General features: G+C 66.8%; 20 protein-coding genes and 1 tRNA gene. 9 read left to right on the top strand and 12 right to left on the bottom strand.

Annotated features, from left to right (window positions below):
• The first annotated feature begins 90 nt into the window (after nucleotides 1-90).
• Nucleotides 91-1,005: a LysR family transcriptional regulator gene (locus IB259_RS26080; protein WP_054455159.1), complete on the top strand. Its 915-nt coding sequence runs from the start codon at nucleotides 91-93 to the stop codon at nucleotides 1,003-1,005.
• An 82-nt stretch (nucleotides 1,006-1,087) separates the two neighbouring features.
• Here the strand turns inward: IB259_RS26080 and IB259_RS26075 are convergent, their stop codons facing one another.
• From IB259_RS26075 to IB259_RS26065, 3 genes are all read right to left on the bottom strand, one after another.
• Complete coding sequence (locus IB259_RS26075; RefSeq protein WP_054455157.1) at nucleotides 1,088-2,701, bottom strand: ABC transporter substrate-binding protein; 1,614 nt, start codon at nucleotides 2,699-2,701, stop codon at nucleotides 1,088-1,090.
• A 386-nt stretch (nucleotides 2,702-3,087) separates the two neighbouring features.
• Nucleotides 3,088-3,321, bottom strand: coding sequence for a hypothetical protein (locus tag IB259_RS26070; RefSeq protein ID WP_054455155.1), 234 nt, complete (start codon nucleotides 3,319-3,321; stop codon nucleotides 3,088-3,090).
• A gap of 120 nt (nucleotides 3,322-3,441) precedes the next feature.
• Nucleotides 3,442-4,302: an NAD(P)H-hydrate dehydratase gene (locus IB259_RS26065; RefSeq protein ID WP_192330499.1), complete on the bottom strand. Its 861-nt coding sequence runs from the start codon at nucleotides 4,300-4,302 to the stop codon at nucleotides 3,442-3,444.
• 113 nt (nucleotides 4,303-4,415) lie between these two features.
• Between IB259_RS26065 and IB259_RS26060 the strand changes: the two genes are divergently transcribed.
• The gene (locus IB259_RS26060; protein ID WP_054455150.1) at nucleotides 4,416-5,249 is read left to right on the top strand and encodes an enoyl-CoA hydratase/isomerase family protein; all 834 of its coding nucleotides are present in this window, start codon (nucleotides 4,416-4,418) and stop codon (nucleotides 5,247-5,249) included.
• Nucleotides 5,250-5,295: 46 nt separating this feature from the next.
• Here the strand turns inward: IB259_RS26060 and IB259_RS26055 are convergent, their stop codons facing one another.
• Both IB259_RS26055 and IB259_RS26050 read right to left on the bottom strand, forming a co-directional pair.
• Nucleotides 5,296-6,036 (bottom strand): enoyl-CoA hydratase-related protein, encoded by a 741-nt coding sequence (locus IB259_RS26055; RefSeq protein ID WP_054455148.1) that lies wholly within the window; start codon nucleotides 6,034-6,036, stop codon nucleotides 5,296-5,298.
• Complete coding sequence (locus tag IB259_RS26050) at nucleotides 6,033-7,004, bottom strand: nitronate monooxygenase family protein (RefSeq protein ID WP_192330497.1); 972 nt, start codon at nucleotides 7,002-7,004, stop codon at nucleotides 6,033-6,035. The genes IB259_RS26055 and IB259_RS26050 overlap by 4 nt, the downstream gene beginning before the upstream one ends.
• 194 nt (nucleotides 7,005-7,198) lie before the next feature.
• Here IB259_RS26050 and IB259_RS26045 point away from each other — a divergent pair, with 194 nt between their 5' ends.
• The 4 genes from IB259_RS26045 to IB259_RS26030 all read left to right on the top strand — a co-directional run bounded on the left by IB259_RS26045 (nucleotide 7,199) and on the right by IB259_RS26030 (nucleotide 11,987).
• The gene (locus IB259_RS26045) at nucleotides 7,199-7,822 is read left to right on the top strand and encodes a TetR/AcrR family transcriptional regulator (RefSeq protein ID WP_054455146.1); all 624 of its coding nucleotides are present in this window, start codon (nucleotides 7,199-7,201) and stop codon (nucleotides 7,820-7,822) included.
• Between the two features lie 47 nt (nucleotides 7,823-7,869).
• A complete protein-coding gene (locus tag IB259_RS26040; RefSeq protein WP_054455144.1) occupies nucleotides 7,870-9,018 on the top strand; it encodes an acyl-CoA dehydrogenase family protein in 1,149 nt (382 codons plus the stop codon).
• A 182-nt stretch (nucleotides 9,019-9,200) separates the two neighbouring features.
• Nucleotides 9,201-10,430, top strand: a complete 1,230-nt coding sequence (locus IB259_RS26035) for a CaiB/BaiF CoA-transferase family protein (protein WP_054455142.1) — start codon at nucleotides 9,201-9,203, stop codon at nucleotides 10,428-10,430.
• A gap of 30 nt (nucleotides 10,431-10,460) precedes the next feature.
• A complete protein-coding gene (locus tag IB259_RS26030; protein ID WP_054455140.1) occupies nucleotides 10,461-11,987 on the top strand; it encodes a 3-hydroxyacyl-CoA dehydrogenase in 1,527 nt (508 codons plus the stop codon).
• A gap of 90 nt (nucleotides 11,988-12,077) precedes the next feature.
• Here IB259_RS26030 and IB259_RS26025 read toward each other — a convergent pair whose 3' ends face one another.
• The 3 genes from IB259_RS26025 to IB259_RS26015 are packed head-to-tail and all read right to left on the bottom strand — an operon-like array spanning nucleotide 12,078 to nucleotide 15,563.
• Complete coding sequence (locus IB259_RS26025) at nucleotides 12,078-13,043, bottom strand: tripartite tricarboxylate transporter substrate binding protein (protein WP_119452137.1); 966 nt, start codon at nucleotides 13,041-13,043, stop codon at nucleotides 12,078-12,080.
• 41 nt (nucleotides 13,044-13,084) lie between these two features.
• Nucleotides 13,085-14,488 carry a dihydroorotase family protein gene (locus IB259_RS26020; protein ID WP_255423739.1) on the bottom strand — a complete coding sequence of 468 codons (1,404 nt, stop codon included), beginning with the start codon at nucleotides 14,486-14,488 and terminating at the stop codon, nucleotides 13,085-13,087.
• A 10-nt stretch (nucleotides 14,489-14,498) separates the two neighbouring features.
• Nucleotides 14,499-15,563, bottom strand: a complete 1,065-nt coding sequence (locus tag IB259_RS26015) for a GTP-binding protein (RefSeq protein WP_192330495.1) — start codon at nucleotides 15,561-15,563, stop codon at nucleotides 14,499-14,501.
• Between the two features lie 160 nt (nucleotides 15,564-15,723).
• On the opposite strand from IB259_RS26015, the gene IB259_RS26010 reads away from it, so the two are divergent.
• Complete coding sequence (locus IB259_RS26010; protein WP_054455132.1) at nucleotides 15,724-16,548, top strand: IclR family transcriptional regulator; 825 nt, start codon at nucleotides 15,724-15,726, stop codon at nucleotides 16,546-16,548.
• Nucleotides 16,549-16,656: 108 nt separating this feature from the next.
• On the opposite strand, the gene IB259_RS26005 is transcribed toward IB259_RS26010, so the two are convergent.
• Complete coding sequence (locus IB259_RS26005; protein WP_192330493.1) at nucleotides 16,657-17,565, bottom strand: cytochrome c5 family protein; 909 nt, start codon at nucleotides 17,563-17,565, stop codon at nucleotides 16,657-16,659.
• A gap of 232 nt (nucleotides 17,566-17,797) precedes the next feature.
• Between IB259_RS26005 and IB259_RS26000 the strand changes: the two genes are divergently transcribed.
• Nucleotides 17,798-17,872 (top strand) — tRNA-Arg (locus tag IB259_RS26000).
• 291 nt (nucleotides 17,873-18,163) lie between these two features.
• Nucleotides 18,164-18,460: a HigA family addiction module antitoxin gene (locus IB259_RS25995; RefSeq protein ID WP_225596945.1), complete on the top strand. Its 297-nt coding sequence runs from the start codon at nucleotides 18,164-18,166 to the stop codon at nucleotides 18,458-18,460.
• 65 nt (nucleotides 18,461-18,525) lie between these two features.
• On the opposite strand, the gene IB259_RS25990 is transcribed toward IB259_RS25995, so the two are convergent.
• From IB259_RS25990 to IB259_RS25980, 3 genes are read right to left on the bottom strand one after another with little or no spacing between them, the layout of a single operon-like run.
• Nucleotides 18,526-19,281 carry a GntR family transcriptional regulator gene (locus IB259_RS25990; protein WP_119452142.1) on the bottom strand — a complete coding sequence of 252 codons (756 nt, stop codon included), beginning with the start codon at nucleotides 19,279-19,281 and terminating at the stop codon, nucleotides 18,526-18,528.
• On the bottom strand, nucleotides 19,278-21,047 hold the full coding sequence (locus IB259_RS25985; RefSeq protein WP_054455124.1) for a glycerol-3-phosphate dehydrogenase/oxidase: 1,770 nt from the start codon (nucleotides 21,045-21,047) through the stop codon (nucleotides 19,278-19,280). Before IB259_RS25985 ends, IB259_RS25990 begins: the two co-directional genes overlap by 4 nt.
• Nucleotides 21,044-22,534, bottom strand: coding sequence for an FGGY family carbohydrate kinase (locus IB259_RS25980; protein WP_192330491.1), 1,491 nt, complete (start codon nucleotides 22,532-22,534; stop codon nucleotides 21,044-21,046). The genes IB259_RS25985 and IB259_RS25980 overlap by 4 nt, the downstream gene beginning before the upstream one ends.
• Between the last annotated feature and the right edge of the window lie 56 nt (nucleotides 22,535-22,590).

Here is a 22,590-nt window from a genome sequence, read left to right as displayed (position 1 = left end):
TTCTCTACAATTAGAATATTTATCTCGAGCTTTGCAGAAAAGGCAAAGCTTGTTCCTCATTCCCATTCTCTGAGAACCGCGAGGGCTGACGTGCACGGCATCGCCTTGAAGTATTTTCTGGAGGTCGCCCAGGCGGGCAGCCTGAGCGGCGCGTCCGAGCGCCTGCATGTGGCGGTGTCGGCCATCAGCCGGCAGATCGCCAAGCTGGAGGAAGAGGCGGGCGCGCCGCTGTTCGAGCGCGCCGCGCGCGGCATGGTCTTGAGCGAAGCGGGCCAGCTGCTGCTGGCGCATGCCCGCCGCACCATGCTGGAAGCCGATTCCGTGCTGCAGGAAATCGCCGCCATCAAGGGCGCCGCGCGCAACGAGATCCGGGTGGCCTCGGTCGAGGGCGTGGCGCGGATCTTCCTGCCCTCGGTGATGGCGCGTTTTCGTCGCGACTGGCCCAACATCCGCTTCGACCTGCACGTGGGGTCGCCGGCCGAAGTCAGCCGCCGGGTGGCCGAAGGCAGCGTGGAACTGGGCATGGTCTTCATCGCCGAACGCATCGGCGGGGTCAGTCCGCGCTATTCGCGCCGCGCGCCGGTGCATGCGGTGATGGCGGCCGACCATCCGTTGGCGGGGCGCGCCAGCGTCAGCCTGCAGGATCTCAGCCAGTATCCGCTGGCGCTGACCGGGCCGGGCACCACTACGCGCCAGCTGTTCGAGATGGGCTGCGCGCTGGAGTCGGTGCAGCTGGAGCCAGCGCTGACCTGCAACGATTCCTCGCCCTTGCACGGCTTCGTCTTCGGGTCGGACGCCATCATGCTCAGCGGCTATATCTCGGTGGCCTGGAGCCTGCGGCGCGACGAGCTGATCGCCGTGCCGATTTCCAATGCCGAGCTGCAATCGCGCACCCTGCAGATCCAGGTCATGCCGGGCCGGGTGCTGCCGCCAGCGGCCGAGGCCTTTGTCGAATTGCTGGCGCGGGAGCTGGACGACGCGCTGCAAGGCAGGGCGGCCGCATAGTCCGCCAAGGATGCAGAAGTCCTCCGCCCAGGCAAAAAAACGGCTGCCCTGGGGCAGCCGTTCTTCGTTCAGGCGGACCTGATTACTTCTTTTCGGGCGTGACCGAAGTGGCCAGCGTGTACTGGTCGCGGCGGCCTTCGTAGGTGATGCCCTTGCGGAAGGCCCAGATGCTGCTTTCGAAGTGCAGCGGGATCAGCGGCACGTTGTCCAGCGCGATCTGGGTGGATTGCTGCAACAGCTTCTCGCGCTTGGGCGCGTCCACCGTCACGATGGCTTCCTTGTAGACCTTGTCGAAGTCGGCATTGCTGAAGCCGCCGTAGTTGCTGGTGCCCAGGCTGTTGGGGGAATCCAGGGATGCCACCCACAGCTGGAACAGGGCCGAGGCTTCACCCGTTTCCGCCGGCCAGCCGCCCATCGAGAAGCTGAACTCGCGCTTGGCGCGCTTGGGGAAATAGATGGAGGCCGTCATGGCGTCCACATTGGTCTTGATGCCGACGCGGGCCAGGTACTGGGCCACGGCTTGCGCCACCTGGCCGTCGTTGACGTAGCGGTCGTTGGTCGACGACAGGGTCAGTTCAAAGCCGTTCGGGTAGCCGGCTTCGGCCAGCAGCTTCTTGGCGCCTTCCGGGTCGAACTTGATTTCCGGCGCCTGGGGCAGCGCGCCGAACATGCCGTCGGGCATGTACTGGAAGGCGGGCGTGGCCATGCCGTCCATGATGCGGGCGGTGATGGTCTTGCGGTCGATGGCCATCGAAATCGCCTTGCGCACGCGCAGGTCCTGCAGCGGGTTCTTGCCGTCGGCGCTCTTGACGAAGGGGCTCGGGTTGCGGCCCACATCAGGCTGGAAGAACACCAGGCGGGTCGACGGGGTGGCGACGAAACCGAACTTGGGGTTGTCCTTCAGGCGCGGCAGGTCGCGGGCGGCGGGGTTTTCGATCATGTCGAAGTCGCCGGACAAGAGGCCGGTCAGGCGCGGGCCGGCCGACGGCACCGGCACGAACTTCACTTCCTTCCAGTACGGCTTGGGACCCCAGTAGTTTTCATTGCGGACCAGCTCGATGCCGGTGCCCTTGACGTAGGACTTCAGGGTGTACGGGCCGGTGCCGATGGCGTCCTTGCCGTTGTTGAAGTCGGCCACGGTGGGCCAGGGGCCGGTCACGCCGCAACCCTTCTTGGGGTCGAACGTGAGCTTGCCGTGTTCGACGATGCCGTTCCAGACGATGGGCAGCGAACGCGCCAGTTCGGCGGGCATCAGCGGGAAGGGTTCGCCGGTCTTGATGATGACGGTGTGCGCGTCCGGCGTCTGCACGTCGGTGATGCGCTTGGTCATGTCCATATAGGACTGCGACACGTTGGTTTCGTTGTTCAGCGTGCGGCAGATGGTGAACAGCACGTCTTCGGACGTGAACGGCTTGCCGTTGGAGAACTTGACGTCGTCGCGCAGCTTGAATTCCCAGGTCTGGTCGTCCAGCGTCTTCCAGGAGGTGGCCAGGGCCGGAACCAGCTTCATGTCGGCGCTGCGGCCCACCAGGGAACTGTAGACATGCGCAGAGAAGGCGTCGTTCTGCGTCATCTTGTGGTAGTGGGGGTCCGCCGAGGTGGGCTCGGCCGACAGGCCGATCTTCAGCGTCTGGGCTTGGGCGGCGGCCAGGGGAATGGCGGCGGCCGCAAGGGCCAGGGTGGTACGCAACTTCATGGTGACAACTCCGGATGGGGAACGAACCGGATCGCGCCTGCGTGTAAACCGGCCTGCGCCAGCCGCGCGGGCGGCGTCGCCTGGAAGGGGCTCAGGGGGTTTTGGCGCCGGGCACGACGGCAAGGGGCCGATTATCGGTAGGGGCTTCGCGCACTGTCAATGCGCAATGGCAAGCGTGGCGCTAGGGAAAACGCGGAGAGGGAGGGGGAAAGAGGGCGCCGCGCTGCCTCGTCTGGAGGCCTGCGCGGCGCGATGGCGCCCGGGTGAGGGGCTGGGCGCCGAAGAACCGCCGCAAGGGGCGCCGGGAAACCGGCGGGCGTTGCGGCGGGGTCGCGCCGGGCTGAATCGCGGGAGATCGATCGCGACTCAGGCCGGCGCGGCAGGGCTTACCACTGCGAACCGGAGAAGCGCGAGCTGGCGGCGCGGGCCTTGTTCATCGACTCGTTCACTTCGTCGATGAAGGAAAACACGGCGGCAACAGCTGCCACTACGGCTTGGCCGGCCTTCTTCAGGCTGGTCAGCGGATGGGAATTCGGTTGGTTCTCGAGGGCGCCGCGGAGCAGGTCACGCTCCAGCGCGTCGGTCAGGCGGGCAGTGTGGTTCAGGGTCAGTTCGCTCATGGTTTGCTCCAGTCCGTTTCGTCTTGGGGTAAACCATTATAGGGATAACCCTAGAACAAAAGCAATGCCATTTCTAGGGTAAACCCCTATATGTTGTAAAAATGTTTATGCCGCAGGGACTTAGCCGCCATTGCGCAGGGCGCGGGCGGCATCCGCCAGCTCTCCGGCGGTCAGTCCGATGGGGCCGACACCCTGGGCGACCAGCGCGTCGGCGGCCGCGCCGTGCAGCCAGACTGCCCCGGCGACCGCCTGCTCCAGCGGCAGCTTCTGGGCGATCAACGAGCCCAGCATGCCCGCTAATACGTCCCCGGTTCCGGCGGTGGCGAGCCCCGGATTGCCGCTGGTATTGACCCGCAGATCGCCATCCGGGGAGCAGACCACGGTGCCCGCGCCCTTCAGCACGATCCAGGCGCGGTAGCGCTGGGCCAGTTTCCTGGCGGCGGCCGGCCGGTCGGCCTGCACCTCGGCCGTGTCCATGCCGAGCAGCCGCCCGGCCTCGGCCGGGTGAGGCGTCAGCACCACGGCGCCCTCGCCCCAGTTGGGCTGCACGTCGCCGCGGGCCAGCAGATTCAGGCCGTCCGCGTCCAACACCAGGGGCGAGCCGCGGCGCAGCACGAACAGTTCGGACAAGGCGTTGGCCGCCAGGGCGCCCGTGCCGATGCCGCAGCCCGCCACCCAGGCGGTGACGCCCCAGTCTTGTTCCAGCAGCGAGCGGGCGTCGCGCAGCATCAGTTCGGGCTGCAGCGGATCGCAGGCCAGCGGCGCGGTGTCCTGGGCGAAGCCGACCAGCACCTTGCCGGCGCCGGTCTTCAGGGCGGCGCGCGCGGCCAGCAGCGCCGCGCCCGTCATGCCCGGGCCGCCGCCCACCACGCCCACTGTGCCGAAACTGCCCTTGTGGGTGTCCTGGCCGCGCGGCGCGAACAGGGCGGGCAGGGCGGCGCGGTCGATGGCGCCGCCGGCGGACGGGGCGGTAGTGTTCATGGGCTGAGGCTCCTGGGGATGGCGGCGTGGCGCGAAAGCGCGTATCTACTATAGTGCGCCCAAACCGGCCGGCATCCGGCCCGGCCTCAAGACAAGATTACGTGGAGACGAACATGAGCGACATCACGCTGGAACACTATTCCGCCTATGAGTCCCTGAAACTGCGCCGGCACCCCGGCGGGGTGCTGGAGGTGATCATGGGCGCCAAGGGCGGCATGCCGGGCAAGCTGTCCACCGCCGATGACCGCATGCACCGCGAATTGGCCGACATCTGGCGCGATATCGACACCGACCCGGACACCCGGGTGGTGGTGATCCGCGGCGAGGGCAAGGGCTTTTCGGGCGGGGGCGACCTGGACCTGGTGCAGCAGATGGCGGACGACTTCGACGTGCGCACCCGCGTCTGGCGCGAGGCTCGCGACCTGGTCTACAACATCATCAACTGCAACAAGCCCATCGTGTCCGCCATGCATGGCGCGGCCGTGGGCGCGGGCCTGGTGGCCGGCCTGCTGGCCGACATCTCAATCGCGGCGCGCGACGCGCGCATCATCGACGGCCATACCCGCCTGGGCGTGACGGCTGGCGACCACGCCGCAATCGTCTGGCCGCTGCTTTGCGGCATGGCGCGCGCCAAGTACTACCTGATGCTGTGCGAAACCGTGACCGGCGAGGAAGCCGAGCGCATCGGCCTGGTGTCGCTGTGCGTGGACGAGGCCGAACTCATCGGCCGCGCCTTCGAGGTCGCCAACAAGCTGGCCGCCGGTTCCCAGACCGCCATCCGCTGGACCAAGTACTCGCTGAACAACTGGCTGCGCATGGCCGGACCCAGCTTCGATACGTCGCTGGCGCTGGAATTCATGGGCTTTGGCGGTCCGGACGTGCGCGAAGGGATCCAGTCCCTGCGCGAACGCCGCGCCCCGAACTTCCGGCCGGATTCGCCGTTCTGAGGCGACGGATTACGCGCGCCAGGCTAGGGCGCGCAATCCGGCTTTCCTACTTCTTGAAGAACTTCGCGAACGCCGCCTGCGCTTCCTCGGATTGCAGGCGGATGCGGAATTGCTGGGCTTCATAGTCCAGCGTGTCCTGGATCGCCTGGCGGTCCGGGCGGCGCAGCATGGCCTTGGTCAGGCGCAGCGCGGCCGGCGGCTGGCGCGCCAGGTCGGCGGCGGTGGCTTGCGCCGCCGCCAGCGCCTGGCCCTTGGGCGTGACCGAAGTGGCCAGCCCGGCGTCGCAGGCGTCCTGCGCCGTGAAGGCCTTGCCCTGCAACAGCCATTCAGCGGCGCGGCGGGCGCCGGCCAGGCGCGGCATCAGCAGGCTGGAAGCGCCTTCCGGGCACAGCCCCAGCGCCACGAACGGCATGCGCAGAGTGGCGCCTTCGCCGATGTGGACGAAATCGCAGTGCTGCAACAGGGTCACGCCGATGCCGATGGCATAGCCTTCGACTGCGGCGATGACCGGCACGTCCGCCATGACCAGCGCCCGCAGGAAGGTCAAGGCGGCGCTGTCGCCTGCGCCGCGTTCCGCCTGGAAGTCGCGCAAATCATTGCCCGCCGTGAAATGCTCGCCCGCGCCGGTCAGGACCACTGCCGCCAACGCCGTGTCGGCGCATGCCAGAGTGATCTGCTCGGTCAGGGCGGCATAAGTGGCCGTATCCAGCGCGTTGCGGCGGTCCGGGCGATTGATGGTCAGCGTCAGCACCGCGCCGTCACGGCTGACCTGCAGGCCGGCGCTCATGCGCCGAAACCGTCGGCCAGGCGGGACTTGGCGTTCGCGTATTCGCTGCGCAGCGTGTCCACGATCTGGCGGGTCGGCAGCACGCTGGCGATGCCGCCTACGCCCTGGCCCGCGCCCCAGATGTCCTTCCAGGGCTTGACCCGGGTGGAGCCGAAATTGGACGCGCCGCTGTCTGGCTGCGGCAGGTTGGCCGGGTCCAGGCCGGCGGCGGCGATGCTGGCCTTCAGGTAGTTGCCGGGAATGCCGGTGAAGAACGGGGTATACAGGATGTCCGAGGCGCTGGCGTCCACGATGGCGGACTTGTAGCCTTCGCTGGCGTTGGCTTCCTCGCTGGCGATGAAGCGCGTACCCATATAGGCGAAGTCCGCGCCCATGGCCTGCGCGGCCAGGATGTGCGCACCCGAGGTGATCGCGCCCGACAGGATCAGCGGGCCGTCATAGAAGCGGCGCACTTCGGACACCAGCGCGAAGGGGCTGAGCGTGCCCGCATGGCCGCCAGCGCCGGCGCACACCAGGATCAGGCCGTCCACGCCAGCTTCCAGCGCCTTTTCGGCGTGGCGGATGGTGGTCACGTCATGGAACACCTTGCCGCCCCAGTCATGGATGCCTTTGACCAGGTCGCCGGGGGCGCGCAGGCTGGTGATGATGAGCGGCACGCGGTGGCTGGCGCACACGGCCAGGTCCTGCTCCAGCCGGTCGTTGGACTGATGGATGATCTGGTTGACCGCAAACGGCGCCACCGTCGCGCCGGGGTTGGCCTCGCGGTGCGACGCCAGGCCGGCCTGGACTTCGTCCAGCCAGTCGGTCAGCAGGCTCTGCGGACGCGCGTTCAGCGCGGGGAACGACCCCACGATGCCGCTGGTGCACTGCGCCACCACCAGCTTGGGATTGGACACGATGAACATCGGGGCGCAGATGACCGGCAGGGACATCTGGCCGTACAAATCAGTCACGAGAGAGTGGGGCATGGCTTCGTCGCGGAAAAAGGTCACGGGAGAACTTGAACATCGGGACTTGAACACCGTTGGCGGGTGTGCCTATAATTACCTACCGACCGTCCGGTAATTAATTAATCCTTATTAAACGGCATGCGCTGAAGCGCTGTCAATGGAGGTACGCGAGTCCCTCCGGCAGCTGCGGCGCGGCCCTTGCAAAGGCTGCCATGGCGACCTCCGCCCCTCCCGCCCAGAAACGCGCCCGCGCCGGCCGGCCGCCCACCGTGGCGGCCCCGCGCGAACGCATCCTGGAAGAAGCCGCCAAGCTCTTTGCCCAAAGCGGCTACGACGGCAGTTCGGTATCCGACCTGGCCGGCGCGCTCGGCGTGTCCAAGGCGGCCATCTACCACTACTACACCACCAAGCAGGACATCTACGACGCCATCATCCTGGCCGTGCTCAGCGGCCTGACGCAGGCCGTCGCCCAGGATGTGGCGCGGGCGGAGGGCGCCACGGCCCGGCTGCGCGCCTTCATGGTGGGCCACGCGCGCTACTTCGAGCAGCACCACGCCGAATTCGTCACCATGCTGATCGGCTATTCCGGCATGGCCCTGACCGAACGCGAAGACGCCGCCCGGCTGCGCGACGGCTACGAGAAGCGCCTGCGCGAACTGATCGCGCAAGGCGTCGCCGCCGGCGAGTTCCGCGCGCTGGACGTGGCCGCCGCGGGCCGCGCCGTGCTGTCCATGCTGAACTGGATGGTGCGCTGGTACAAGCCCGGCCAGGGCGACAGCGCCGAAGCCATCGCCGCCGGCTATTTCGATCTATTGGTCGGAGGCATGCGCGCCTGAGGCGCGGCTGTCCCCGGCTTGCCCCGTATCTTCTTGAGACTCCCACCATGGCCCTCGATACCGAAACCCTGAACCTGTTGCTGGACGCCGTGCGCCGCTTCGTGCACGAACGCCTGATCCCCGCCGAAGACGAACTCGCCGAAAGCGGCCAGGTGCCGCCCGACATCGTCAACGAGATGCGCGACCTGGGCCTGTTCGGCCTGTCCATCTCGCCCGACCATGGCGGCCTGGGCCTCACCATGGAAGAGGAAGTGCGAGTGGTCTTCGAACTGGGGCAGACCTCGCCCGCGTTCCGTTCGCTGGCCGGCACCAACATCGGCATCGGCTCGCAGGCCATCGTGCTGGCCGGTACCGACGAGCAGCGCGCCCGCTACCTGCCCAAGCTGGCCAGCGGCGAATTGATCGGCTCGTTCGCGCTGACCGAACCCGACGCAGGTTCCGACGCAATGGCGCTGCGCCTGTCCGCGGTGCGCGATGGTGACAGCTACGTGCTCAACGGCACCAAGCGCTACATCACCAACGCGCCCATCGCCGGCCTGTTCTCTGTCATGGCCCGCACCGCGCCGGAACGCCGCGCCAATTCCATTTCGTGCTTCCTGGTCGAAGCAGGCACGCCGGGCCTGACCATCGGCAAGCCCGACAAGAAGATGGGCCAGGCCGGCGCCCTGACCAGCGACGTGGTGTTCGACAACTGCCGCGTCCCGGCCAGCGCGCTGCTGGGCGGCGAAGAGGGCAACGGTTTCCGCACCTCGATGCGGGTGCTGGACAAGGGCCGCCTGCATATCTCGGCGCTGTGCGTGGGCATCGCCGACCGCCTGCTGAGCGATGCCGTGAAGTACGCCATTGAGCGTAAGCAATTCGGCCAACCCATCGCCGAATTCCAGCTGATCCAGGCCATGATCGCCGACAGCCAGGCCGAACTCTACGCCGCGCGCTGCATGGTGCTGGACGCCGCCCGCATGCGCGACCGCGGCGAGAACACCACCATGCAGGCCGCTTGCTGCAAGCTGTACGCCACCGAAATGGTGGGCCGCGTGGCTGACCGTGCGGTGCAGATCCACGGCGGCGCCGGCTACATGTCGGAGTACGCGGTCGAGCGCTTCTACCGCGACGTGCGTCTGTTCCGCATCTTCGAAGGCACTTCGCAGATCCAGCAGCTGGTGATCGCCCGCGAAACCATCAAGGCGCATTCCTGAGCGCGGACCCGGCGCAAGAGGCTAATATCCTGCATGACTGACGGTGATCCGGCGCACGGCCCATGGCCGCGCCGGCATATGACGCGCCAGCGGCCGCGCGCCGCCGGCATGACGGAATTCCAGTCTGGCTTGCGCGCCGCCGCAAGCCGGACGTTTTCATTTCTCTTCTAGCGAAAAGACTAATGTCGCAACGTCCCGCTCCCCTTACCGGCATACGCGTGCTGGATCTCACCCGCGTCCTGGCGGGTCCCTGGTGCACCCAGAACCTCGCCGACCTCGGCGCCGAGGTCATCAAGATCGAACGCCCCGGCGCGGGCGACGACACGCGGGCCTGGGGGCCTCCGTACCTGAAGGACGAGGCGGGCAACGACACCACCGAAGCTGCGTATTACCTGTCCGCCAACCGCAACAAGCTGTCGGTGGCGCTGGACATCGCCTCGCCGCGCGGCGCCGAGCTGGTGCGCGAACTGGCGCTGCAAAGCGACATCCTGGTTGAAAACTTCAAGGTGGGCGGCCTGTCCAAGTACGGCCTGGACTACGAAAGCCTGAAGGAGCTCAACCCGCGCCTGATCTACTGCTCCATCACCGGCTTCGGCCAGACCGGCCCTTACGCCAGCCGCCCCGGCTATGACTTCATGATCCAGGGCATGGGCGGGCTGATGAGCATCACCGGCGAACGCGATGACCTGCCCGGCGGCGGGCCGCAGAAAGCGGGCGTGGCGGTGACCGACCTGATGACCGGCATGTACTCCACGGTGGGCATCCTGGCCGCGCTGCACGAGCGCTCGCGCAGCGGCCTGGGCCAGCACATCGACATGGCGCTGCTGGACTGCCAGGTCAGCATGCTGGCCAACCAGAACCTCAATTACATGACCTCGGGCGTGGCGCCCAAGCGCGCCGGCAATGCGCACCAGAACCTGGTGCCTTACCAGGTCTTCGCGGCCAGCGACGGCCACCTGATCGTGGCGGTCGGCAACGACAGCCAGTTCCGCAACTACTGCGGCGCGATCGGCCTGCCCGAGCTGTCGGCCGATCCGCGCTTTGCCACCAATCCGCAGCGCGTGAAGAACCGCGCCGAACTGGTGCCGCTCCTGGCCGAACGCATGGCCACCGGCGCGCGCGACCACTGGCTGGCCGCGCTGGAAGGCGTGGGCGTTCCCGCCGGCCCCATCAACACGCTGGACCAGGTCTACGAAGACCCGCAGGTCCTGGCGCGCGGCATGAAGCGCGAAATGCCGCATCCGACCGCGGGCACAGTGCCCATTGCCTCCAGCCCGCTGAAGTTTTCCGACAGCCCGGTCGAGTACCGTCGTCCGCCGCCCATGCTGGGCGAGCACACCGAACAGGTGCTGTCCGAGAAGCTGGGCCTGTCGGCCGAAGAAATCCTGGCGCTGGCGCAAAGCCGGGCCTGAACCCCATCCAATAAAAGCAGGAGAGTGTTGATGAAGGAGATTCAAACCATCGGCGTCGTCGGCGCCGGGGCCATGGGGCGCGGCATCGCGCAGATCGCGGCGCAGGCCGGGCTGCGCGTGCGCCTGTACGACACCAGCGCCGATGCCGTGGCGGCTGCGCGCGAATCGTTGCGCCAGACATGGGACAAGCTGGCCCAGAAGGGCAAGCTGAGCGCGGCCGACGCGCAGGCCGCGCTGGAACGCGTGGAATCCGCCACCGCGCTGACCGACATGTCCAACTGCCAGCTGGTGGTGGAAGCCATCGTCGAACGCCTGGACGTCAAGCGTGACCTGTTTGCCGCGCTGGAAGGCGTGGTGGCCGAAGATTGCATCCTGGCGTCGAACACCTCGTCGCTGTCGATCACCGCCATCGCCGCCGCCTGCAAGCGGCCGCAGCGCGTGGCCGGCTACCACTTCTTCAACCCGGTCGCGCTGATGAAGGTGGTCGAAGTCATCGACGGCCTGCGCAGCGCGCCCGAAGTCGGCGACGCGCTGGCCGAGCTGGCGCGCCGCATGGGCCACACGCCCGTGCGCGCCAAGGACATGCCGGGCTTCATCGTCAACCACGCTGGCCGCGGCATGAATACCGAAGGCCTACGCGTGGCGCAGGAAGCCGTGGCGACCTTCGCCCAGGTCGACGCCGTGATGCGCGAGCAGGCCGGTTTCCGCATGGGTCCGTTCGAACTGCTGGACCTGACGGCGCTGGACGTGTCGCACCCCGTCATGGAATCCATCTACCGCCAGTTCTTCGACGAGCCGCGCTTCCGTCCTTCGCCCATCACCACCGTGCGCCTGGCGGGCGGGCTGATCGGCCGCAAGGCCGGCGAAGGTTTCTACGTCTACGCCGACGGCCAGAAGCAGGTGCCGGCCGAGCCGCCCGTGCCGGCGCTGCCCGAAAACCTGAAGGTCTGGGTCAGCCCCAAGCACGGTGAAGGCTACGCCCGCGCCGCCGCGTTGGTCGAAAAGCTGGGCGCCACGCTGGTGACCGGTTCGACGCCCGACGCCGACGCGCTCATCCTGGTCACGCCCTACGGCGAAGACGTCTCCACCACCGTTTCCGCGCAAGGCCTGAACGCGGCCCGCACGGTCGGCCTGGACACGCTCTACGCCTTCGACAGCGCCAAGCGCCGCACCATCATGGTGTCGCCCGCCACCGAAGCCAAGTGGCGCGACGCCGCGCACGCGCTGCTGGCTGCGGACGGCGTGCCCGTCACGGTGATCGAGGATTCGCCTGGCTTCATCGCCCAGCGCATCGTCGCCACCATCGTCAACATCGCCAGCGACATCGCGCAGCAGCAGATCGCCACGCCCAAGGACATCGACCTGGCGGTGACGCTGGGCCTGGGTTATCCGGTGGGCCCGCTGGCCCTGGGCGACAAGCTCGGCGCCGACCGCATCCTGGAAATCCTCAAGAGCATGCAGCGCGTGACCGGCGATCCACGCTATCGCCCCAGCCTGTGGCTGCAGCGCCGCGTGCAGCTGGGCATGTCGCTGACCAAGGCGGCTGGCGAAGAGTGACGCGATGAGCATGGCAGGCGCCGCCCTGGCATGCGAAAAAGCCCGCAAGACAGCGTGTCTTGCGGGCTTTTTTTCGCGACGCCGGCCGCCTCAGTTCGCCGGCTTGACCCCGATCAGGGACACCAGCGGCGTCCATAGCGCGATGTCGTCGCGGATGCGCCGGGCGAACTTCTCCTTTACTTCGCCTGCCCGCGGCTGGCTGCCGGACGCGTCGAATTTACTGAGCACCTCCGGGTCGCGCAGCATGACCTGCACGGCGTCGGCCAGCCTGTCCACCACTTCGGCGGGCGTGCCAGGGGGCGCGAACAGGCCGTTCCAGGTTTCGATCTCGTGTCCGGAGATGGTGTCGGCGATGGCCGGCACGCCGGGCAACTGAGGCACGGGCTGGCGGCTGGACACGCCCAGGAAACGAATGCGGCCGCTGTCCTTGTACGGCAGGATTTCGGAGATGTTGGCCGAGTAAAGATCGGTCGTGCCGCCCATGGTGTCGAGCAGGGCGGGGGCGCCGCCCCGGTAGCCGATCAGTGTCGCCTCGACACCCGCGCGCTTGAGAAACACCAGCACCGACATGTGCGACATCGACCCTTCGCCGCCGTGCGCGACGGTCAGCGCGCCCGGCTTGGCCCGGCCATACTCGATCAGTTGCGCCAGGCTCTGGAAACGCGAACTGGACGGCACCGTGAGCACCAGCGGATTGCTGGCGATGTTGGCGACCGGCACCAGATCGTTCAACGGGTCGTAACGCACATTGAACAAAAACCGCACCAGCGAAACCTGGCCGATGGAGCCCACCATCAGCGTGTTGCCGTCGTTGCGCGAGCGTATCAGCGCATCGGTGGCAATAGTGCCGCCTGCGCCGGCCTGGTTCTTCACGACGACCGATGAACCCAGGGTGCGGCGTAGCGAATCGGAGGTAATGCGCGCCACGTAGTCGGTATTGCCGCCAGGCGGATACGGCACGATCAACGTGATGGCGGTCCCATCCTGGGCGCGGACCAACGTGGGCAGCAGCAATGGCGCAGAAGCCAGCAGCCGCGAGAACTGACGACGATTCATGATGTTTTCCCCTTGTGTCGTAGTGATGCGCGGCCTGGGCTTCAGCGTACCGCGGCAGCCATCTGGCCGCCGCCCTTGGCGCCGACCACTTTACCGTCCGCGTACACCGTGGCGCCGCGCACCAGCGTGTGCACCGGCTTGCCCTTGAGGCGGCGGCCGGCATAGGGGCTCCAGCCCACCAGGCTGAGCACGTCCTCGTCACGCACCTCGTATTCCGTCTCCAGATCGACCAGCACCAGATCGGCGTCCAGGCCCGCGCGGATTTCACCCTTGCTGCGCAGTCGGAACAATTCCGCGGGCTTGGCCGAACATGCCTCGGCTACGCGCTCCAGGCTGATCTTGCCTTCCTGGGCCGCCGTCAGGAACATGCTCAGGTAGAACTGCGTCGATGGCGTGCCGGTATGGGCTTTCCAGCCATCGGTCCAGCCCACTTCCTTTTCTTCGCGCGTGTGCGGCGCATGGTCGGTGGCGATGATGTCGATCGTTCCGTCGTTCAGGCCTTCCCACAAGCCGGGCACGTTCTTCTCCGGCACCCAGTACGACAGCGCATACGAGCCCAGGCGCTGGATGGCCGACCATTCGCAACCCAGGAACAGGGCCCAGGGATTGATTTCGCAGGTGACCTTCTGGCCTGCCGCCTTGGCCTCGCGGATGAGCTGCACGCTGCCGGCGGTCTGGGTGTGCAGGATGTGCAGGTGGCAGCCGGCCGCCTTCTGCAGCCGCAGCAGCGTGGCAATGGCGGTTTCCCAGATCACGCCATCGTGGGCGGCGTAGGCGCGCGCATAGGCGAGAGCGTCACGTTCGCCCCGGTCCCAGTAGGTCTGTTCGATCACGTCCATCAGGGCCTGGTCGTGGGGATGCACCATCAAGGGCACGTCCAGTTCGGCGCAGCGCTGCATGATGCGCAGCAGCTTGCCGTGATCATGCACGCCGATGCCGGGCATGTGCGGGTAGTCTCGGCCCGTGTCCACCACCATGAAGATCTTGAACGCGGCGATACCCGTGGCGGTCATGGCTTCCATTTCCGACTCTATCGTCGGCGCCGGGTTGAAGTTCCAGTCGACCACGGCATCGCTGCGGTAGATGGCGAACTGCTTTTCCAGCAGGTCCAGCGAGTTGGGCGGCGGATTGACGTTGGGCATGCCCACGCTGGTGGTAACGCCGCCAGCGGCGCATTGCTGCGTGGCGGTGAGGATGGTGTCCTTGTACTCGAACCCCTTCTGCGAGCCCTGGCGGTGGTGCGAGTGCATGTCGATCGCGCCCGGCAATACGGCCAGGCCGCTGGCGTCGATGACGTTGCGCGCCTCGGGTTCGCTGCCTGCCTCGTACAAGCCGGCGATCTTGCCGTCGCGGATGCCGATAGAGGCGCGCACCTGTCCCTGGGGAGTGACCACCAGGCCGTTCTTGATCAAAGTGTCCATGCTGTTTTCCTTGTGATGGGGAATGCCGAAACGATCAGGCCGCGCGGGCGGCAGGCGGGAGGGCGCGCTCGCGCACCGTGTCCCAGACCTGCATGACGTAGTCCTTGCTCAGGCCTTTGGTAATGAAAACCATGCGGGATTGCCGGTCCGCGTCCGGCCATTGCGGCAACTCGACAGGCGGATGGAACAGGCGCTGCACCGCTTGCAGCACGATGGGCCGTTCGTGGCCGGCTATGTGCAGGATGCCCTTGACGCGCAGCAGCTCGTCGGGATGCGCCATGACCAGCGCATCCAGCCAGGCGCTGACCTGGGACCAGTGCAAGGGGTCGGCGAAGTCCAGGCAGAAGCTGTCGATGCGCGCATGGTCATGCGCATGCGTGTGTTCATGGTGGTGCCCATGCCCATGCCCGTCCGCGTAGGGCGCGGCATTGAGCCATTGCCGCGCCTGCTCCGGGCGCACATCCACGTCATAGACGTCGGCTCCGTCCAGCACGGTGGCGTCCGGCCGGGCGGCGGGGTCGCAGACCAGGCGCGTGGCGCCGGGGTTGACTTGCGCAAGCGTGTCCACAAGCGCCGTGGCGCGCGCGTCCGGCAGGTCGGTCTTGGTGACGATCAAGGCATCGGCCACAGCCACCTGCTTGATGGCTTCCGGGTGTGCCGCCAGGGTGCCTGGCCCGTTGACGGCATCCACCACGGTCAGCACGCGGTTCAGGCGAAACGAGCGCGCCACCGGAAACGTCATCAAGGCCTGGATGACCGGCACCACGTCGGCCATGCCCGTGGTCTCGATCAGGACGCGGTCGAAGGCCGGAATCTGGCCAGCGCTGCGCTTGGCGCGCAAATCGCGCAGCGTCTCGACCAGATCGCCCTGCACGGTGCAGCACAGGCATCCCGTGCTCAGTTCGATGGTGTTGTCGTTACTGCTGGCGATCAGCGCGTGATCGATGCCGATCTCGCCAAACTCGTTGACGATGACCGCCGCATCGGCCAGCGCCGGATCGCGCAGCCAGTGATTCAGCAGAGTGGTCTTGCCGCTGCCCAGGAATCCCGTCAGCAAGGTGACCGGAATGCGTGTTTCGGAGGTTCCATCGATTGCCATGATGCGCCTTTGCAAAAAACATTAAATTCGCAACCATTGCGATTAAATGAATTTTTGCATCGAGTTGACGCTTTGGCAAGCCCCCCGCGATTTCGCGCCACGGCCCCGGGGCAGAGGGAGGGATGACGCTGCTAGAATCGCGGAGAAATTAAATTTCGCAATGGATGCGAAATTGCGGGCCGTAAAGGCGCAACAACAAAGAGAGGGCGACGTGGCGGGTGAAATCAGGACGCGCAACCGGATACTGCACATCCTGCAGCTCTATGACAGGAGCGCCGCATGGTCGGTGGAGGAAATCGCCGTTGAAATGGATGTGTCCGTCAGCTCGGCCTATCGCGACGTGCAGGAACTGGTGCGCGCGGATTTCCTGACCCCGGTGATGGGCGCGCGCTACGTGCTGGGGCCCACGTTTGCCCATTTCGACCTGCTGATGCGCCATGGCGACCCCTTGCTCAAGGTGGCGGAGCCGCTGATGCGGCGGCTGGTGGAGGCCACCACGCCCTCGTCGGCCTCGGTGCTCACGCGCAGCTACCAGGACAAGGTCATGTGCATCCACCAGGAAATCGGCGACCCGGCCGCGCGCGTGGGCCGCTACGAACGCGGCGCCACCATGCCGATGTTCCGCGGCGCGACCTCCAAAGTCATCCTGGCGCACCAGAGCCGCCGCGCCCTGGAGCGCATGTACCTGGCCCACGAAGAGGAAGTGCGCGCCATTTCGCACTGGAAGAGCCTGAAGGACCTGTGCCTGGAACTCGATGCCATCCGCGAGGCGGGCGTCGCCGTCAGCGATTCCGAGATCACGCCGGGGACCATAGGCATTGCTGCGCCGATTTTTCTGGAGCAACGCGTGGTGGCCGGGCTGAGCCTGATCGTGCGCGCCGAGCATTGCCGTCTCGAGCCGTTCCGCGCGGCGGTCATCGAGGCCGCCGGCCAGATCAGCAGCCAGTTGGCCGAGGTGGAAGGCGCCTGGGTGGCGCGCGCCTGAGCGCCAGCACAAGACTTCGCAATCGAGTCGCGCCCGCGGTCTGGCGCAAAGAAAAAGCCCCTTGATCAGATCAAGGGGCTTTATTCATCATGGGCCGCGAGCCTTACTTCACTTGGCCGCATCCACCATGTACTGCACCGCTGCGCGGATGTCATCTTCCGAGGCGTTGGCCGCGCCGCCCTTCGGGGGCATCGGCGGCTTGCCTTGCATGGCGACCTTCACCATGGCGTCCATGCCGGTCTTGATGTAGGGCTCCCAGGCGGCCTTGTCGCCGAACTTGGGGGCGTTGGCCACGCCGGTGGCATGGCAGGCGAAACAGACGCTCTTGTACAGCTTTTCGCCAGCCGGATTGACTGCCGCTGCTTGCGGCGCGGTGGCTTGGGCTGCCGGAGCGGGAGCAGGCGCGGCGGCCGGTGCCGGGGTTGCCGCAGCGGGGGCGGCAGCGGCGGGCGCTGCAGGCGCTGCGGCGGGAGCGGCAGCGGCTTCCTTCTTGTCGCCTTCCGCGGCCGGAGCGGCGGGTTCGGGCAGCGAAGCGCCCGACTTGTTGGCCATGTACACCACGGCGCGCGCGACTTCGTAGTCGGACAGCGTGGGGTTGCCACCCTTGGCGGGCATGCCGCCCTTGCCGTGCAGGGCCACGTTCATCATGGCGTCGTAGCCCGCGGTGATGAAGGGCGCCCAGGCGGCGTTATCGCCCACCTTGGGTGCGCCAGCCACGCCGGCGGTATGACAGGCCGTACAGACGGCGGCGAAGACCTGTTCGCCGGTCTTGAAGACCTTGGGGGCATTTGCATCGACCAGCTGGAAACCCGCGACCGGGGCAATGCGCTTGGCGACAGCTTCTTGGGACAGCGTGTCCGAACCCGCTCCTGTTTTGTTGCCCGACACCACCATGTTCACCAATAGGATGATGATGGCGATCGGGATCACGAAAGACAGGACGATCGTGACGATCAGTTGCTTCGGGGTCTTGATGGGGGAGGAGTGCTCTTCTATGTGTTCCTGCTCGTTGCTCATGACCAAATCCTGCTAACGGGTACCGGGGGCGCCTGGCGGCGGCAACAGAAAATCAGTACTGCACAAGTCGGCGGCATGAAGAGCCCGCCTTGCAAGCAAACGCTGGATTATATAACGGTGTCATAGACACGAGTCCAATGCAACCGACGGGGTTTTCGCTGAGTTTGCCGGAAGATTTGATCCCGTTCATGCAGTTCAGCGAAAACTGGGTACAATACCGCCTCCTTGCGCTGCGCCCGTAGTTCAATGGATAGAATGAGAGTTTCCGAAGCTCTTGATACAGGTTCGATTCCTGTCGGGCGCGCCACCAAATCCAAGACTAAGGAATGGCTTGGGTCCGCACTGGGCCTGAATGTGGCTGTTCCGATTCCGGTTCAGAAGGCCTGATTGGCCTCGCCCGAAGATGCCGCGCAGCAAGCCGCCGCATCGTGTCTCTCCCCTGGCTGATTTGCGATCTTGTCGATCCACTTCGAGTAGCGCTCGAAGAGCATCTTGACGTCTTGCGCCCATCTGCGTGGACGGATGCTTCAGGATATGCCACTTCAAGAACTGCGGTAGACACGAGGCTTGTCGCAGAAGGTTTTGGCTGACATATTGCATGTCCAGCAGCCGTTCAAGGCCAATCATGATGCAGAACCCTCCGCATCCGGGTGAAATTCTCCGGGACGATGTAATTGTTCCCTTGGGGCTATCGGTGACCGAGGCTGCCGACAGGCTGGCCATGTCGCGCGTGGCGCTTTCACGAGTTCTCAACGGCAAGGCGGGCATCAGCCCGGATCTTGCCGTCCGTCTGGAGCATGCCGGGGCCAGTACTGCCCAGGCTTGGGTCGCAATGCAGGCTAACTATGATCTGTGGCAGGCGCTACAGCATGAGCGCCGCCCGTTAGGCCGTTGACTTCGACAGCAGCCGCGCAGTGATCCTGTCAATTTGATCGCCAAACAGGCCAGCCTCCTGCCGTCTCAGGTAGTAGTCTGCACATGCAGCCGGCTGGACTTGCAGCGGTGCAAGGCGCGGTAGTGCTCCAGCGCCCGCCCGTTGGCGCCATAGGCGATGGACTCGATGCGCAGCAAGGGTTCGGGATCTTTCATGCCCAGCAATTCGCAGGTCTGGGCGTCCGGTTGCACCGCGTCTATCCAACGTTCCGCGCGCACGATGCGCAGGCCGTACTGTCTGCGCAGCACGTCGTAGAGCGAACGGTTTTCCAGGCGGGTGCGGTGCAGGCCCGGCACCAGATCCGCGGGCACGGCCGTTTCCACCAGCAATTGCAGTTCGCCGTCGACGCTGCGCAACCGCTTGAGCGCCACGACCTGGCTGTCTTCGGTCAGCCCTAGCGAACTGGCTTCGTGCGCCGTGGGCGCGCGCAGTTCCTGCAGCAGCACCTGGGTGCGTACCGTGCGGCCCTTGCGCTCCATTTCGTCCGAAAAGCCCAGCACGGTGGACACGAAGTCTTCGTCGCGCTCGCGCGCCGACACGAAGGCGCCCTGGCCGCGTATCTTGTAGATCAGGCCGTTGCGGACCAGGTCCGCCAGCGCTTCGCGCACGACGATGCGCGAAATGCCATATTGCTCGCCGAACTCGGCCTCGGTGGGCAGCTTGTCGCCCACGGCCAGTTCGCCTTGCAGGATCTTGCCGCGCACCACGTCGCGGAACTGTGTCCAGAGCGGGGCGCCGGCGCTGCGGTCCAATATGGCTTCGGTGGAGATGGGGCTGCTCATGTCGTCAAAGAGTTTGAAATCGAACCTGTAGCCAAGGCGGAATCGGCGGGCTCTGCCCAGGGCGCCTCGTCTGGAGGAAGTTGAACACAGTGCCGGTCCCGCAGCGTCGCGGTGCAGGCTCGTAACTCGTCTTGCCGGCGCGCCGGGCTCCAGCCCAGCTCGGCTGCGGCGATATCCGCCAGTTCCGCAAGCAGTGCCGGCGTGACATGGCCGCGAATGGCCAGCAAGGTGCGCCGGATCGCCAGGTCGGCCAGGTGCTGCACAGACGTTTCGCGGCACAGATAGCGGATCTCGGCCGTTGAATGATCTGGCGCGTGGCGCAAGGGCTTATCGCCCGCCGCGGCGAAATCCGCCGCCACGGCGCCCGCCCGCGCACCATAGCGCATGAACAGTTCGGCGACGCGCCCGCGGTCCAGCGCGGTGGCGGCCTGAATGCTGTCCAGAAAGCGTTGCCGTCCCGCCGCATCGGCGGGCATGCCCGCGCCTCCACCGATCGCCACCTGCTCGGTCGACTGCCGCCGCGCGCGACCCAGTTGCTGCAGCACCGCGTCGGCCGCCAGTTGCGCTAGCGAACGGAACGTCGTCCATTTTCCGCCGACCAGGCACACCATCGGCACCTCGCGGCGCGAGTTGGGCGGGTCGATCACCACCGCGTGGTCGCGCGATATCTGCCCGGGTTTGTCGGCATCCGACTGGGCCAGCGGCCTGACGCCCACGTAAGTGTAGACCACGTCCTTGCGGCTGAAGTCCAGGCGGGGAAACACCTCATGCAATACATCGAGCAGGTAGTCGATCTCCGCCGGTTCGGTCGCGGCGAGGTCGGGATCATCCACCGGAATGTCGGTGGATCCCACCAGCACCCGGTCCAGGAACGGGTAGACGATGCACACCCGGCCGTCGGACGCCTCGAAGTACGCCATGCGTCCCTGGAGCGCGGTGCGCAGTGCGGGGTGATCCAGGATCAGGTGTGATCCTTTGGTGCCCATGACGCGCGAGCCGTCGCCTTCCAGGGCGCCAGCCGCGCGGTCCAGCCAGGCGCCCGTTGCGTTGACCACCGTGTCGGCAGTCACTTGCACGGATTCGCCGGTCAGCGCATCGCGCAGGGTAATGGCGCGGCCCTGGCAAGCCGTCACGCTGCAATAGTTCGACGCGACCGAGGCCGGGTGGCCGCGATGCGCATCGTCGATCAGCTCCAGCACCAGCCATTCCGGATGCCGTATCCAGGCGTCGTAATACGTGGCCGTCCAGCGCACCGCCGCGCCGAACAGCGCGCTGTCCGCCGCCGGCAGGCGCTCGATGCGATGTTCCGGCATGACGCGCTGGTTGCGGCCCAGCTTGTCATAGAGGCGCAAGCCCAGTCCCACCACGCACAGTCCCCGCGCGCCAGGCGAGGCGTTCAGGCCGGCAAAGCGCAGCATGCTGCCCCACAGTCCGCCGAAGCGGCTGGATAGCGGCACCACGGTTTCCAGCGGCTGCACCAGATGCGCCGCATTGCGCAGCAGCAGATTGCGTTCGCGCGTGGCCTCCGCCACCAGGGAAAATGATCCGCTTTCCAGGTAGCGCAAGCCGCCGTGGATCATGCGCGATGGCGCGCTGCTGGCGCCGGCGGCCACATCGTCCTTGTCCACGATCAGGCAATCCACGCCCTGCAGCGACAGGTCGCGGAACACGCCAGCCCCGTTGATGCCCGCGCCTACGATCACCGTCGAAAAATGGCGTCCCGCCAACGAAGCCGGGCGCATGAAAGCGGATGTGCGAGGAGTCATCGCGCGGATCCCGCAAGATGGCCGAAAGCCGGGGCCATGCTGTCCACCAGGCCATGGAAGCTGGCGTAGAAATCGGCGTGCGCCTGCGCTTCGGTGGCCAAGGGTTCGACCCGTTCGCATGGGGCGGGCAGCAAGTCGCCGTCGCCAGGGTTCTGCGACAGCGCGGCATACAGCGCAGCGCCGCGCGCGCCGGTTTCGTCGTCGCCGCAGCGTTCCACGGCGTGGCCCAGAAAGCCCGCCAGCAGGCGCGCCAAACGCAAGTCCCGGGCGCCGCCGCCCAGCGCGGCTACCTTGTCTGGCACGCCCAGTCCAAGCGCCGCCAGGCGCTTCAGGTGCCGCGCGTGCAGCGCTACCACGGCGTCCACCACGGCACGCGCCATGTGCGCGCGGGTGTGATGGCCTTGCAGGCCGACGTAACCCGCGCAGGCTCCCGCCGGCCAGCTGCCGCCATTGATGAAGGGCAGAAAACGCAGACCGTCGGCGCCCAGGGGCACGCCCATCGCGCAATCCACCGCCGCGGCCGCATCCTGGAACTGCAAGGTGCGCGCCAGCCAGGCTACGTTCGCCATCGATGAGGGGCTGTTTTCCAGGTAGAGCCTGCGGTCCGGATCGCCGAAGCTGACGATGGCGCCCACCTCCGGCTTCGGTTCGCGGGCCGGCGCCACCACGGCATTCACGCACCAGGTGCCGAGCACGGCCACGGCGTGCCCCTGGCGCTCCGCGTTCACCGCCTTCAGCGAGGCGAGCAGATCGATTGCGCCGAGCGCCACGGGCAGGCCGGCGGGCAAACCGAAAGCGGCCGCCTGGGCCGGCCGCAGCCGGCCGATCACGGCGCCGCTGGGCGCGATGGGCGCCAGCGCCGTGGCGGCCAGGCCGGACAGGCCGGCGGCCTCGAAAGCCATCGTGGACCAAGTCCCCGTGTTGAGCGACAGCAGGCCGGCCGTGCTGGCGTCGCTGGCGTCCGTGGCGATTTCGCCGGTCAACAGGAATCCCAGATAGTCCTTGGCGAACAGCAGGTGGCGGATGCGGCGGAGTTGAGCGGCGTCCGCGCCGTAGAGTTCTGCAGCGATAAGCGACGACTGTCCTGACCACGGCCGGCAGCCGACTTCGTGATACAGCGCGTCCCCCATGTCGCGGCCCAGCGCCCGGGCGCGCGCGGCGGCGCGCTGGTCGGTCGATGCCACCGCGCGGCCTTCCAGCAATTGGCCGCTTGCATCCAGCGCATACAGGCCGGCGCCATGGCCGGTGCAGCACAGCGCGCGCAGGTGGGCCACGCGCGGACCCAACTGGGTTGCCACGCCTTGCAAGGCCCGCGCCAGCGCCGTCTGGATGGCGTCCGCGGGCAGTTCGCAACCGCCTTGCGCCAGTTGCCGATAGGGCAGCGCGCCGCCCGATGCGGCCAGTGTGGTCCCGCTCCCGGCCTCGAAGGCAACCGCCTTCAAGCCCGTGGAGCCCATGTCTATGCCCAGGTAGATGTCTGTTTTCATGTCATAACATTGTCTACAGATATTTCCCGCAGAATAGCAGTGTTTCCCCTAGTAAT

It is taken from the genome of Achromobacter sp. ACM04 (assembly GCF_014851465.1).
Classification (GTDB): Bacteria; Pseudomonadota; Gammaproteobacteria; order Burkholderiales; family Burkholderiaceae_B; genus Achromobacter; species Achromobacter aegrifaciens.
This window is presented reverse-complemented; position numbering and strand designations above follow the sequence as displayed.